Raw genomic sequence first — 13,261 nt, forward strand, 5'->3', positions numbered from 1 at the left:
ATTTAAAGATGTTTATGCGATTTGAAAGAATGGAACGTTTAAAAAGTTTTGAGATGCCAACGGTTGTAAAACATGGAATTGGTGCTGTAAAACATACTGGAGAGGAAGTAAAAAACCTAGGTGTGTCTAAAGTTTTATTAGTAACAGATCCTGGTGTAAAAAAAGTAGGTTTAGCAGATCCCGTAATCGCTAGTTTAAAAGAAGCGGACGTAGACGTTATTCTATTTGACCAAGTAGAAGCCAACCCTTCTATTCACGTAGTAGCAGACGGCACAAAAATGTACAAGGAAAATGGATGCAACGGACTAGTAGCTGTTGGAGGCGGAAGTTCAATGGATACGGCAAAAGCTATTGGTGTAGAAGTAGCTCATAATGCTCCCGTCTTAGATTATGAAGCAGCTGAAGGAAAAAAACCTTTAACAAAACGTATCCCTCCTTTAACAACAATCCCTACAACTGCGGGTACAGGAAGCGAAGTCACACAATGGGCCGTCATTACGGATCCTGTTCGTGAGTTTAAGTTTAATACAGGTGGACCTTTAATTGCTGCTCACTTAACAATTATTGATCCAGAACTGCACGTATCTATGCCTTCACATATTACGGCCGGTACAGGAATTGACGCATTAGCTCATGCAATTGAGTGTTATACATGCCACTTTGCGCAACCAATGACAGACTCTGTTGCTTTATTGGCTATTGAGTACGTTGGAAAATACTTACGACGTGCAGTTGCAAATGGACAGGATATCGAAGCACGCTATGGAATGGCGCATGCAGCTATGCTTGCTGGCCTTTCATATGGAAGTGAATCTGCAGGAGCAGCTCACGCGATGGCTCAAACATTAGGAGGCATTTATCCAATTGCCCATGGCCCTTGCGTAGCAGCAATGCTAGGTCCTGTAATGGAGTATAACTGGATGGGTGAGCCTGAGAAATTTGCGCGCATAGCTCAAGCTCTAGGGGTTAATACACATGAACTAACACTTGAAGAAGCAGCTCAAGCAGCTGTTCGTGAAGTATATCAATTAGTTAAAGATGTACAAATCCCTTCTTTAGAAGAACAAGGTGTTCCAAAAGAAGCGGTTTCTCGCTTAGCGCAAGAAGCATTTAATGATCCTCAAACAGTTGGGAATCCTCGTGATTTAACTGTAAAAAGTTACGAATGGATTTATAACCGCTGTTTTGAAGCTACACCATTAACCGTATAAAAATGATAAAAGGCTGTTGATTTTTCAACAGCCTTTTTTATGTTACTCTTTCGCTAATTCTTCATTTAAAATATCGATGATTCTTCGGTCGTCAAAAACTTTCACTACTTTTTTCAAGAAATGATAATAATGTTTGGACTCTATAATCTGCGCTAAATTACGCTTTGCTTTTACTGCGATCTCCTCAGGTACATCTTCATCATTTAAAAGAATCTGCAGCTTGTTTTCCGCTTCTTCGATTGCCTCTAAATTAACTGAAATTTCTCTTTGCCACTTCTTACAGAAAAATGAAAAAAAGGACTTAGAAAAATCTTTTTCTGCTTCATATAAGTCTTTTCGAACACCTTTTTTCCACACTTTGTGGACCATGTCAATATTTTGAAGTGAACGAATAGATGTACTCATCGTTGGTTTACTCATACCCAATTCTTCACTCATTTGATCTAATGTAACAGGTTCATCCATAAAATAAAGCATGCCATACAGCCTTCCTACTGAAGGTGTAACACCATATAAATCCATCGTATCAGCTAAAGCACTGACAACCACATCTTCGGCTTCTTTTAATAAATCATGATACTCTTGAACATCACTCATTTACTCTTCTCCTCTTTTGTTAAATTTATTTGAATTATACTTAATAAATTTAATGATACACGATAAAAAGGAAAAAAACAGAAATTCAGTTCAATTTTTTGATAAAAAAGAAGCCTTCTCTTAAAGAGAAAGGCTTAAGACATAGTGGGGAATACTATATGTTTATCTTTCCCGATTTAGATATTATTTATACGGTATATTTTTAATTATTTTCAATCTGATTGTTTTATTTCTTTTTCGGTAATTGTTTCAGCATATCAATAGCATGTAATGTAATTTGAGAAGCACTTTTATTTTCATTACGTATTTCTTCATAAATCTCTTGTCTATGAATATCTACAGACTTTGGAGCTTGAATTCCTAACTTTACTTGATCACCATTAACTGCAAGGACGGTCACTTCAATTTCATCACCTATTTTGATTGTTTCATATAACTTTCGTGTTAAAACAAGCATGGACTCACTCCTTATCTATTCCTCTTACTCAAATAACCTGTGCTTCGTTTCGTAAGCTGTATTCATTAAAATCACTTGCTTAGCAAGCTGTTGCTTTGTATTAATAATAACAGGAGCCTGCAAATTAGCCGTTATCTTTTCCACAGAATCTGACATCGTAAGCAATACGTAAACAGCTGCATCTTCCGCTTGTTGTAATTGAAGCTTTTCGATTTCCTGAGGTTCTAGTTGAAAATCATAATCTAAAAAAAACTGAAATGGATCCGTGATAATAAAAGCTAATTCTTTGGTTTGAGTAGACTGCAGAACTTGGAAAGCTTCGGCTTCCGGAAGTGGTAAAATAACAAATTCAGTTTCTTCCAAAAAACCTGGAATCCCTTGATTAAATGTCAGTGTTTGCTGATTATCTATTTCTATATCTCCATGATAGCTTGTGGAAATTTTCATCTCATCACACCTTTGCTAATTAATTTTTTCTTGTTATCTTTTTTCATTATAAAAAAGCTCCTTCTGTGTAGAAGGAGCTTTTTAACGCAAGAAATCTAGCAGCGTAGGCTGAATAATTTGAGCCCCTACTCCCAAAGCAGCACGATGCACGCTTTCTTGTACGGTTAAATCCGTAATGACTTTTTCAATATCTGCATCTTCATTATTTGAAAGCATCTTAGTAGCCGTAATTTCCTGTGAATCAAGGCGGTTTTCGATCAGCTCAAGCCGATTGCTCCTTGCTCCCAATTCAGATCGCTCCGCTAATAGCGTAGACAGCTGCGTGTCTACCTGTGTAGAAAGATCTTTTAGTGAGTTTACATCGTTTTGTTCAAAAGCTGTTTGAACATTGTTCATTAAGTCGAATGCACCTTGTCCAAAGATGTTTTCAGGATGAATATTGACTCTCAGCTGGATACCTTTTGATACCTCAACCGAAAAAGGATCCAGATTAATATTTGATTCTATCATACCGCTTGCATTCTCACTAATCGGCGGTGCTCCCACATTTACACCGTTAAAGATATAGTTTCCTGCCACCTGCGTATTGCCGACTTGCATATAATCCAGCTTTAACTGTTCAATTTCACGTGCAATCGCTTGTCGGTCATCACTTTCATTCGTACCGTTTAACCCTTGCACGACCAGCTCTTTAGTGCGCTGAAGAATGGAATTGACTTGTTCAAGTCCTGATTCTGAACTATCAAACCAAGACTGAGCTTCTGTTAAATTACGTTTATATTGATTTACTTCAGAAAGATTAGACCGATACGCCATTCCTTTCGTAGCGACTACCGGGTCATCGGAAGGACGAGTAATTTTCTTTCCCGTTGATAATTGGTTTTGAAGGGTTTCCAGCTTATTATAGCTATTGCTAATCTGTTTTAACGAATTAGCCGCTAACATTCCTTGTGTGACACGCATCTTTACCTTCCTCCAGTTCCAAGACCGTTTACAATTTTATCAAGCATTTCATCAATCATCGTCACCATACGGGCACTAGCGTTATATGCATGCTGAAACTGAATCATATTGGTCATCTCTTCATCCAATGAAACTGCACTGGTAGACTGGCGCCTTTGCTCCACAGCTCCTTGGAGAGTTTCTGAATTACTTTTTAAGCGGTTGGCTTGTTGGGCATCTACTGACATTTGGCCAATGACAGATTGATAAAATCCATCTAATGAAACAGCTCCGTTTCCGGAATTAATAAGCACCTTTTGACGAAATTGAGACAACAGCTGAGCATTTTGTCCATCTCCTTTGCGGCCAGTTCCATCATCTTCAGAAGAGGCCGAAGAAGCAGCAGCGATATTGTTTGTGTTTTGTTTGATTTTATCAGCAATAACAATTCCAGTTGCAGCTCCTTCTTTCTGAGAAATCTCATTAAAAAAGGACACACCATTCTCACCATCTAGCGTGACACCTTGTTCGTGCTTATCATTAAACCAGTTCACAAATTCATATGCCATTTCATCTAAATCATCAATCATTGAAGCGTAAACACCAGTTCTATTACCACTATTATCTATATATCCAGAAGCCTCAATTAACCCTTTAAGTTTTCCTTGAGGAAATGACTCAGGGTTCCGTATCTCATCCCCTATATGAATGCCCGTCACATAGGAATCTTGATTTGTTGTCAAACTGATGGCATTTATTTGATGAGTTTTCCCATCTAAAAGAGTAATAGGTCCTTGAGACGTTTGAAGCTGAACCGTTACCACTCCTTCTGACGTTGCAGAAGCGTTCCCGCTGCTTTTTGTATACTCTAAAGAAACCGGCATAAATTTAGAAATCTCATCTAGCAGCCGATCTCTTTCATCATACAAATCATTAGGTAAATAGCCATTTGGTTCTACGTTTTGTATTTGTTGGTTCACATTATTTATTTGCTCTAGCAACGAATTTACTTGTGTTACGGCTACGTCACGCTCGTTTTGTAAATCACCTTGAATCGTTTTTAAAGAAGTAGATAAATAAGAGAAAGTATCGCCTACTGCTTCAGCTCGTTCAATCATAACAGACCTGGCTCCTGCTTCTGAAGGGTGTGAAGCTACATCTTGAATGGCCTCAAAGAATTGATTAAAAACAGCTGAAAGTCCATCTTCAGTAGGTTCATTCATAATTTCCTCCATTTTTTCAAGAGCACCAGCGCGTGCATCCCAATACCCCACTTTAATGGTTTCATCTCGATACTGGGTATCTAAAAATGTATCACGTATTCGCTCTACCGTGCTGGCTTCTACTCCCATTCCTATTTGACCCGCAGTCCCAGTCTGATTCATCCCTGGGGCCGGATAAGCTGGGAACGTTTCTAAACTTACTCGCTGACGCGTATAGCCCGGCGTATTTGCATTAGATACGTTATGGCCAATCGTGTAAAGAGCCGCTTGTTGGGCGTCCATTCCTCGTTTAGCCACCTGCAAACCATGAAATGTTGAACTCATTCTGCTTTCCTCCGTTCTTTATGCCTTCGAATTAAAAATAGAGTTGGACTGAAACGATCTATTATTTGTTTTTGTGTAATTGAACGAATCCTCTCGCTTCGATGGAACAAGAAGGTCTAGTTCGGTATGAATCAGCTGTAAAGACTGTGTGAGCAGCTGATTGTTTAAGTCATTTGCATACTTTATATCTTGAATGATATCTATTAGCTGTTTTTGAAAGGGTATCAAGATGGAGTATTCAGAGAATGAGCCTGCTATTTCTTCAATGGAGCGAGCAGTATGTCCGCTTTTTTCCATTGCTTCTATACGTTTTGTTTCCAGTGCAGAAATAGCAGCTATATGAGATTGCTCTTTTTGCAAAGAAGCCGTCAATGCCTTTACATCTTGTTTAATAATAAAATTCGTTTTCTCTTTAACAATGACATACAAACTTTTATGAAGCGTTACTTGTTTTTCTAGTATCGTTTGAATTTCTTGCACGTTCAATCAATGTCAGTCCTTTTATTTTTTATAGAAATCTACAATACTTTTAGCAATTTCTTTTCCGTTAATTTCGTATGTTCCGCTGTTAATTTGCTGTTTGAGCTTCTCCAATTTTTCAAGTCTTTCTGGAGATGGTTCATTTCCCTGAAGTTTCTTCGCCTCAGATGAAATATGAATCTGATCTTGTGGATTTTTTTTAGAGACCTGTTCTGTTTTTTCTGATTGTTTTTTGTACGGATTTATTCCAAATAAGTTCGATGGGTTAATCTTCATCTCTCTCACCTCTTTTTATATTTGTATCCGTTATCTCTATTCATTATATCGGAATTTCCACCTAAACCTTTAGCATCCGCAAGGAAGTTGAGACCATTTTCACAGTCCACCTTAAACATAGGTCTATAGATAGAGAGTCTGCAAACATTCAGCACACTTTTACTCTTTTTTCCTTTCGTTAGAACGATAGGTGGGACGCGTGGGCTCTTCATTTGAACGAATCATCTCACGATTATGCTTTTCTAACCCATGTTTAATTTCTTGAGAGCATGAATGGCAAAGTTTCCCTTCCCGAATCTGAGCGTTGCATTGCATGCATGGATAGCTTATATTTGGAAAGTTAGCTAACACTAAGCGACCTTGTCGAATAAATTGATGAATTAACAAATCTGAAACGCCCGTTTCTTTCATCACTTCGTAAGTCGTTGCTGTACGATTTGCTCTTTTCTTCAAGAATGAAGAAACACGTTGAAACAGAGCTTCTTCTTTGTCAAAACATGATTTACATATACTTATTGATCCAATTTTCACAAATAAATGACCGCATTCCCTGCAATTATCTAACGTTCCCATATTCGAAACTCCTCATTTGTTTTTTATTTTACTATCGGTCAAAGTTTTAAATTATACATCTTCATGCACGAATTAAAGTGAGCGAACGAACTGAACGTGCCCCAGCTTCCTGCAAACACTTTGCCGCTTGGCGCACGGTTGCTCCTGTTGTATAAATGTCATCAATCAAGAGAAATTCTTGATTCGTAACCATTGAGGAGTCGACTACTTTAAATTCCAGCCTTTCTGTCAGCCGACTTCGCCTATTTTTCTTTGATTGCTTTGTTCCTGAACAACGAACAAGAGGCATTTCTATGTTGTCACTGATCAGTTCAGCTAGTGCTAAAGATTGGTTAAACCCTCTTTCGTATAATCTCTCCTCCGTTAAAGGTACAGGAACTAGTATAGCTTTTGGGTTACATTCTTTTTTATAGAACTTATACCACTGCTCCTTGAATGCTTGGATAATTTCATAGTCTCCTTGAAATTTAAAACGCTCTATTATGCTTTGCATAAAATCACTGTACGTATAAAGAGAACGGTTAAAAAAAGAAGCATCATTCCATTTCTGACAGTCCTTACATGTGTCTAGCTCATAATGAGAAGGAGCCAGGTCTGCAAGAGAGCGGCCGCATCCCCTGCAAACGCTACTGGTGATGATGGGACATCTTTGCAAGCAAACAGTGCAAATCCTATCCGTTGAAGAAGATTTTAACAATGACCTCCAATCGAAAGAAGAGACAAGAGGTTCAAAACAAATCAGACATATTGTCATCGATCAATCAGCCCTTCCTTATAAGCTAGAGCATTCATATGTTCAATATGTCCTTTTGCTTTTCGCATAGACAGAGATTGTCCATAATGAAAAAAGACCACGTCTCCCGTTGGAAATTGAGCACTCCTCCCCACCCTTCCTGAAATCTGCACAAGAGCACTTTCAGTAAAAATCGTTTCTTCTGCTCCCAATACTGCAACATCTATGTTGGGAACCGTTACGCCTCGCTCCAATATGGTTGTCGTTACTAAAATAACGAGCTGCCCTTCTCTAAATTTCATTACTTTTTCTTTTCGCTGGGAATCTTCAGCATGGACACCGTCTACCTTTTCGGTCAGCTTTCGAATCATGTCTGTGATCGGAGCAATCCACTTAATTTGCGGGACGAAGACAAAGCATTGTTTCCCTTCATCTATTCTTTTTTTTACCCATTTCTCAACATTAGCAGGCAAGGTATCTGTTTTTATTTTTTTCTTCCAATTGCCACACCATTCAAACCGAGGAACAGGAATAAGCATTCGGTGATAGCGGGCTGGAATTTTAACTACTTGTTTTTTTCCTTGCTCAACGTCTTTTTTTAATGATTCACTTGGAGTCGCTGTTAAATAAATCTTTGACGCAACGTGTTTAGCTGCTTTTGCAACAGCATAGTGCAGCATAGGCTCTGTTGAATACGGGAATGCATCTACTTCGTCAATAATCAGCACATCGAATGCTTGATAATAATGCAAAAGTTGATGAGTGGTGGAAATAATAAGAGAGGATTCATGAAAACGGTCTTCGCTGCCTCCATACATAGCCAGCACAGATATATCCGGAAATGCCGATTGAATTCTTGGCTTTAACTCAATAACCACGTCTGTTCTTGGAGTAGCAATACAGACTTTCTTTCCGCTGTTCAACGCGGATTCAATACCTTTAAATAAAATTTCCGTTTTTCCTGCTCCGCAAACAGCCCAAATTAACAGCTCTCCATCCTTTTTTATAGCTTGAATGAGTTCATTTGAAGCACGTTCTTGAGCTTTAGACAGCGTGCCTTTCCAATTCATCACGCTGCTTTTTGGCAGGACATTACTTGCTGGCCCTTCCCAGTTTATAAAGGGTGTGCATTCACTTACTTTGCCCATTACAATACATGCTCGGCAATAGTAGCAGTTCTGGTGACATCTACTGCATGGAAATGAAGCGAAATAAAAAGGGCTATCACTTCCACACCGGTTGCATCTATATCGATTTTCTTTTTGGGTGATTGCTTTTTGATAGGAAATATATCCGTTTAGGTAATGTTCATGAATGAGGGGTAAAGGATAGGGAGTCTGATTGAGTAGCAGCTGCTTTCCGCTTAAAGAGCGCTGAAGATCTAAAGAGTAAGGGTATGAAGGATTTAAAGGTGGAGTTCTCCACGTATCGATTTGAGAGAGAGGAAAAGCATCAGGACTAGGCACTTGAACGGGATCTAGCAGTTCTTGTTTAACAGTAAAAAGCATCTCTTCATTCCTTTCCATTTTTATCGTACACATCTATATACGCAAAAAAAGGTGTTTTTTCCTGCAAAAAAACCAAATCAAATGATTTGGTTTTCGATTACTTTTTATACCAGCCTATACCGATGGCACCTTCACCTAAATGCGTGCCAATGACAGCCCCAAAATAAGAAAGGCTCCATTCAATATGAGGATATTCTTGTTCTAAGTCTCGTTGAATTTCTTTTGCTTCATTTTCACGATTAGAATGAATAACTACAGCTTTCATAGGTACGTTTTCTTTTGCATCTTCATCAAGAAGCTCGGTAATTCGTTTTAATGCTCGCTTACGCGTACGAATTTTTTCAAACGGAACGATTTTTTTAGATTCAAAATGGAGCACGGGCTTTACTTGAAGAAGACTGCCAATAATAGCCTGAGCAGCATTTAGGCGACCTCCGCGCTGTAAGTGAGATAAATCATCTACCATAAAATACGCACGCATTGATAGTTTCATCTCTTCGAAACGCGCAATGATTTCGTCAGGATGTTTATTTAATCGTACCATCTCGGCTCCTTCAATCGCATAAAAGCCCTGAACCATACAGCTGATTTCTGAATCAAATACGTGCACATCAAAGTCTTCTACCATGCTACCTGCCGTCAAAGCACCCTGATACGTTCCGCTAATTCCACTAGATAACGTAATAACGATAGCAGCATCGAACTGATCTCGTTTTAACTGTTCAAACAACTCTACAAATTCTCCAATAGCAGGCTGAGAAGTGGTTGGAAGATTTTTTGCTTCTTTAATTTTTTCAAAATATTGTTTTGCAGTCATATCTACTTCTTCACGATATGTTTCTTCACCAAAAATAACGCTTAGCGGTACCATATGTATATGATAGTTTGATCGAATTTCCTCTGATATATAGGCGGTACTATCTGTAATAATTGCTGTTTTCATAAGATAGGGATCCATCCTTTGTTATATAAAATAATTTCACTCTATTCTACAACATTTAGGATTAAAATGCATGTAACGAGAGGTTTACCTATTAGTAAAAGCTCCTTCACGTATACATATTAATTAACAAACCTTGAATTTCCCCTACCTGCTTGAGTAAATTTAAACTGTCTTTTTCTTTTTGAAGGATATCATTTGTCAAGTCAACTAGTTTCGTATCCACTTCTTTCACTAGCTTATATACTTTAGTCGTTCCTCTGTGGTTAAATCCTCTTTCTTCATGCAGTTCAAAACTATTTTTAACGACTTCGTTCATAAACTGCTTCACAAGCGTCTTGTATTTCCGCAAAGAATCAATAGTTTGACTTTTTACTAACTGCTTTCCCTGTTCTTCAATTTTATTTATCACTTGAGTTAAATGTTCATAGGTCAGTTCTTTTTGTTTCTTTACCATTACTCCTGTAAATGAAGCCGAACTACTTACTTCTTTTTCTCTAATGAGATTCACGGAAGAAGAAAGACCGTTAATTCGCTGTAACTCCACTATGTATCTCTCCTTTCTCTGTTAGTATACACTTCATTCAGTTTAGACTTTTAGATGTGCTTGCTTGATTAGCTGAAAAGTTTCGAGAGGCATCTGATGCGTGGATATGATGATTATCCTTTAGCTAAGAGTAATACGTATGTGCTGTTCATAAGAAGACAGCTTGTTTTTGCGGGGCGAAGAGGTAACTTTAGGCGTCTCTTTTAACACTTCATTCCAAGCGTTAGAAAGCTTCTTCATCATTTGTTGAACTTCACATAAAATAAACGTATCTTTTTTTAAATTAGCCATAATTAATCTCTCAGACATATAGTTGTAAAGGGTATCTAACTGCTCTGCAATAATACCTGCTTGATATGTTAAGCCAATTCCTAGACGATATAAAATATCGTTGCACTGTTTAATTTTTTCATTCGCTGTAAAATAATCGCTGTGTTGAATTGCTCTAACAGCTTCATCAATATTTTGAATAAATTTTTCATACATCATAGCTGTTAGCTCTTGAGGAGATTTATGATAGATTAATTCTTCCGTTATAAAATTCAGCTTCATCACCTTCTTGCCTTCTTTAAATCCATTTTCTATGTGTTGCGCTATAACTCTTAAATTTTTAAAGTATACCAGTTGAGGTTTGAATAAATTCTTTTACGACCTCATATGTATCTGAATGTATTGAAGACCTTCCTTTACAAGAGCTTGCATCAAATGGATGGACATTGTTTTGAGGTATGGATGCTTTTGTCGAAAGTTGAAGGACGAGTAAATGCACAGAGCTATCACCCTTCGCCTTCCTAGAAGATATCTTCTTCCCTTAACTTATCGGTTGGTTTCCTCTCTCATTACACATGACTTTTTACCCACAATTTCAAAAAAAGTTATAAAAAGAAAAAAAAAGTCCGATATACCTAGCGGTATATCGGACTTTTGAACTTATCTTACTTCTACCCAACCGTTTTTGATTGCCACAACAACAGCTTGCGTGCGATCATTTACATTCATTTTTTGCAAAATATTACTCACATGGTTTTTAACGGTTTTTTCACTAATATATAATGCTTCTCCGATTCCTCGGTTACTTTTACCATCAGCCAACAATTGTAGCACTTCGCACTCACGACGTGTTAGCAAATGCAGTGGACGGCGAATCTCAATTGGTTCGTGCGGATAAGAAGACGACTGTCCTTGAGCTGCTAGTCGACGGTACTCTTTTACTAAACTATGCGTTACTTTAGGGTGTAAATATGAACCACCTTCTGCAACTACTTTCACCGCTTCAATTAACGCATCCGCATCCATTTCTTTTAGCAGATAGCCTCGTGCCCCTGTTTGCAAGGCATGAGTTACATACGTCTCATCATCATGAATAGATAAGATAATAACTTTAGCATCCGGATTTACTTCTACAAGCTTTTTCGTAGCTTCTACACCATTCACAGCCGGCATGTTAATATCCATGATTACAACATCAGGTTGATGTTCTTCTACAAGGTCAATAACTTCGCTACCGTCGTCACCTTCTGCAACTACTTCAAAATCTTTTTCGAAATCTAAAATTCTTTTTACTCCTTCACGGAATAATTGGTGATCGTCGATTATGATAATTCTTGTCTGCATGTTTGATTCCTCCCCAAATCGAACAACAAATGTTTTACTCTATATTGACCCCTATTTATATACATATCTCTGCCTTTTTAAGCGGCTATAATCGGTACTTTAATCATAACAAGCGTGCCTTGGTTAATTTTCGAATGAACAGAAATAGTCCCATCTAACAAATCAACACGCTCTTTCATTCCTATTAAGCCGAACGAATTCTCTTTTTTCTCTTCTTGATTAAAACCACAGCCGTCATCTTTGACCAGCAAAATAGCGTGTTCATTGTTGAACTCTATCTTCACCTGGATTTCCGTCGCGTCTGCATGTTTTAATGCGTTCGTTACAGCTTCTTGCACTAGACGAAACAGTGCTACTTCTAATTTTGAAGCAGTTCGCTTCTCTTGTCCAATGGAAATAAACGTAATCCGAGGCTTGCCTTCGTTATAATCTTCGATTGTATCAAGATATTTACGCAGCGTCGGAATTAGACCTAAGTCGTCAAGTGCCATCGGTCTTAAATCATATATAATTCGACGTACTTCGTATAGGGCAGAACGAACCATTTTTCGTAAATCTCGAATTTCCTCCATTGCTTCTTTTGCACTACGTTCCCGGTAAATTCGGTCAATTAATTCTGATCTCATCATAACATTTGCAAGCATTTGAGCTGGGCCGTCATGAATCTCTCTTGACAAACGTTTCCGTTCCTCTTCCTGAGCTTCAATAATCCGAAAGCCAAAATACTCTTTTTGAATAGCATCTTCTACTATTTCCCCTACTTGTTTTAAGTCACTTGTTAAATAATTTAACACAACGGAAATTTGACCTACTAAGTGATCTGCACGTTTAATCGTTTCTTCCAATGTAAGCAAGCGTCTTTCTAGTTCATCTCGACGATTACGCAGCTGATATTCGTTTTGCTGATTCATCAGCAGCTTGGTTTGTAATTCGTGTGCTTTTTCATAAGCGTCTTTTACTTCAGGCTCTGAATAAATTTGAAAATGTCGGCTCACATCAGACAAACGCTTTCGAGCCAACCTTGCCTGAGTTTCTAATTTATCACCTTGCTCTATCGTCTCAAGAACTTTTCCTTTTAACACTTCTAACTCTTCTTTAATTTGCTGATATTCTTGTCTGGCATCTTCAGAAAGGCGATAGACTTCATTTTTACTATCTCCCACTGTGCCAATAATCTTCTCAAAAATTTCATCAAGTGCCTTGCTTGTTAATTTATGTTTCGACATTTACTCACCCCAAACTATACTCACATTCGGAGAAATGTCTATACGTTCATGCTATATATAGTATTCGTATGACCTATCTGAATTGTGAGGATAAGATCCATATTTTCTCCCTATCTGACTTTTTATATCCAAAAAGTAACGGTTGTTTTAGTACCCTCAAACT

16 protein-coding genes are annotated in these 13,261 nt (G+C 37.9%); 1 reads left to right on the forward strand and 15 read right to left on the reverse strand.

Going from position 1 to position 13,261, the window contains the following annotated elements; translation table 11 throughout:
- The first annotated feature begins 8 nt into the window (after nt 1–8).
- Complete coding sequence (locus AC1VNJ_RS19395) at nt 9–1,211, forward strand: iron-containing alcohol dehydrogenase (protein ID WP_016765895.1); 1,203 nt, start codon at nt 9–11, stop codon at nt 1,209–1,211.
- A 42-nt stretch (nt 1,212–1,253) separates the two neighbouring features.
- Here the strand turns inward: AC1VNJ_RS19395 and cudC are convergent, their stop codons facing one another.
- The 15 genes from cudC to AC1VNJ_RS19470 form a co-directional block, all read right to left on the reverse strand.
- Entirely contained in the window at nt 1,254–1,808 is a 555-nt protein-coding gene (gene cudC, locus AC1VNJ_RS19400; RefSeq protein WP_028409671.1) for a choline uptake/conversion transcriptional regulator CudC, read from the reverse strand.
- Nucleotides 1,809–2,034: 226 nt separating this feature from the next.
- Nucleotides 2,035–2,265 carry a carbon storage regulator CsrA gene (gene csrA / locus AC1VNJ_RS19405; protein WP_028412017.1) on the reverse strand — a complete coding sequence of 77 codons (231 nt, stop codon included), beginning with the start codon at nt 2,263–2,265 and terminating at the stop codon, nt 2,035–2,037.
- Nucleotides 2,266–2,289: 24 nt separating this feature from the next.
- Nucleotides 2,290–2,712 (reverse strand): flagellar assembly protein FliW, encoded by a 423-nt coding sequence (gene fliW / locus AC1VNJ_RS19410; RefSeq protein ID WP_028412016.1) that lies wholly within the window; start codon nt 2,710–2,712, stop codon nt 2,290–2,292.
- Between the two features lie 81 nt (nt 2,713–2,793).
- Nucleotides 2,794–3,675, reverse strand: a complete 882-nt coding sequence (flgL, locus tag AC1VNJ_RS19415) for a flagellar hook-associated protein FlgL (protein WP_028412015.1) — start codon at nt 3,673–3,675, stop codon at nt 2,794–2,796.
- Between the two features lie 2 nt (nt 3,676–3,677).
- Entirely contained in the window at nt 3,678–5,201 is a 1,524-nt protein-coding gene (flgK, locus tag AC1VNJ_RS19420) for a flagellar hook-associated protein FlgK (protein WP_028412014.1), read from the reverse strand.
- Between the two features lie 18 nt (nt 5,202–5,219).
- Nucleotides 5,220–5,681, reverse strand: coding sequence for a flagellar protein FlgN (locus tag AC1VNJ_RS19425; RefSeq protein ID WP_223546706.1), 462 nt, complete (start codon nt 5,679–5,681; stop codon nt 5,220–5,222).
- A 21-nt stretch (nt 5,682–5,702) separates the two neighbouring features.
- Complete coding sequence (gene flgM / locus AC1VNJ_RS19430) at nt 5,703–5,957, reverse strand: flagellar biosynthesis anti-sigma factor FlgM (protein WP_014457790.1); 255 nt, start codon at nt 5,955–5,957, stop codon at nt 5,703–5,705.
- 159 nt (nt 5,958–6,116) lie between these two features.
- The gene (locus AC1VNJ_RS19435) at nt 6,117–6,530 is read right to left on the reverse strand and encodes a TIGR03826 family flagellar region protein (protein WP_028412012.1); all 414 of its coding nucleotides are present in this window, start codon (nt 6,528–6,530) and stop codon (nt 6,117–6,119) included.
- Nucleotides 6,531–6,591: 61 nt separating this feature from the next.
- Nucleotides 6,592–7,284: a ComF family protein gene (locus AC1VNJ_RS19440; protein WP_028412011.1), complete on the reverse strand. Its 693-nt coding sequence runs from the start codon at nt 7,282–7,284 to the stop codon at nt 6,592–6,594.
- Nucleotides 7,281–8,771: an ATP-dependent helicase ComFA gene (locus tag AC1VNJ_RS19445; RefSeq protein WP_028412010.1), complete on the reverse strand. Its 1,491-nt coding sequence runs from the start codon at nt 8,769–8,771 to the stop codon at nt 7,281–7,283. Before AC1VNJ_RS19445 ends, AC1VNJ_RS19440 begins: the two co-directional genes overlap by 4 nt.
- Before the next feature lie 97 nt (nt 8,772–8,868).
- Nucleotides 8,869–9,714, reverse strand: coding sequence for a DegV family protein (locus tag AC1VNJ_RS19450; protein WP_028412009.1), 846 nt, complete (start codon nt 9,712–9,714; stop codon nt 8,869–8,871).
- 106 nt (nt 9,715–9,820) lie between these two features.
- Nucleotides 9,821–10,258: a YaaR family protein gene (locus tag AC1VNJ_RS19455; protein WP_028412008.1), complete on the reverse strand. Its 438-nt coding sequence runs from the start codon at nt 10,256–10,258 to the stop codon at nt 9,821–9,823.
- A 120-nt stretch (nt 10,259–10,378) separates the two neighbouring features.
- Entirely contained in the window at nt 10,379–10,810 is a 432-nt protein-coding gene (fliS, locus tag AC1VNJ_RS19460) for a flagellar export chaperone FliS (protein ID WP_081732844.1), read from the reverse strand.
- 378 nt (nt 10,811–11,188) lie between these two features.
- Nucleotides 11,189–11,872, reverse strand: coding sequence for a response regulator (locus AC1VNJ_RS19465; RefSeq protein ID WP_013059772.1), 684 nt, complete (start codon nt 11,870–11,872; stop codon nt 11,189–11,191).
- A gap of 77 nt (nt 11,873–11,949) precedes the next feature.
- Complete coding sequence (locus AC1VNJ_RS19470) at nt 11,950–13,098, reverse strand: sensor histidine kinase (RefSeq protein ID WP_034264327.1); 1,149 nt, start codon at nt 13,096–13,098, stop codon at nt 11,950–11,952.
- Nucleotides 13,099–13,261 lie beyond the last annotated feature (163 nt).

It is taken from the genome of Priestia sp. 3CA3 (assembly GCF_056836725.1).

Bases quoted from the DNA above. Each gene is read 5' to 3' on its own strand.
- AC1VNJ_RS19395 (WP_016765895.1), top strand. From the start codon at position 9: ATGTTTATGCGATTTGAAAGAATGGAACGTTTAAAAAGTTTTGAGATG.
- cudC (WP_028409671.1), bottom strand. From the start codon at position 1,808: ATGAGTGATGTTCAAGAGTATCATGATTTATTAAAAGAAGCCGAAGAT.
- csrA (WP_028412017.1), bottom strand. From the start codon at position 2,265: ATGCTTGTTTTAACACGAAAGTTATATGAAACAATCAAAATAGGTGAT.
- fliW (WP_028412016.1), bottom strand. From the start codon at position 2,712: ATGAAAATTTCCACAAGCTATCATGGAGATATAGAAATAGATAATCAG.
- flgL (WP_028412015.1), bottom strand. From the start codon at position 3,675: ATGCGTGTCACACAAGGAATGTTAGCGGCTAATTCGTTAAAACAGATT.
- flgK (WP_028412014.1), bottom strand. From the start codon at position 5,201: ATGAGTTCAACATTTCATGGTTTGCAGGTGGCTAAACGAGGAATGGAC.
- flgM (WP_014457790.1), bottom strand. From the start codon at position 5,957: ATGAAGATTAACCCATCGAACTTATTTGGAATAAATCCGTACAAAAAA.
- AC1VNJ_RS19435 (WP_028412012.1), bottom strand. From the start codon at position 6,530: ATGGGAACGTTAGATAATTGCAGGGAATGCGGTCATTTATTTGTGAAA.
- AC1VNJ_RS19440 (WP_028412011.1), bottom strand. From the start codon at position 7,284: ATGACAATATGTCTGATTTGTTTTGAACCTCTTGTCTCTTCTTTCGAT.
- AC1VNJ_RS19445 (WP_028412010.1), bottom strand. From the start codon at position 8,771: ATGCTTTTTACTGTTAAACAAGAACTGCTAGATCCCGTTCAAGTGCCT.
- AC1VNJ_RS19450 (WP_028412009.1), bottom strand. From the start codon at position 9,714: ATGAAAACAGCAATTATTACAGATAGTACCGCCTATATATCAGAGGAA.
- fliS (WP_081732844.1), bottom strand. From the start codon at position 10,810: ATGAAGCTGAATTTTATAACGGAAGAATTAATCTATCATAAATCTCCT.
- AC1VNJ_RS19465 (WP_013059772.1), bottom strand. From the start codon at position 11,872: ATGCAGACAAGAATTATCATAATCGACGATCACCAATTATTCCGTGAA.
- AC1VNJ_RS19470 (WP_034264327.1), bottom strand. From the start codon at position 13,098: ATGTCGAAACATAAATTAACAAGCAAGGCACTTGATGAAATTTTTGAG.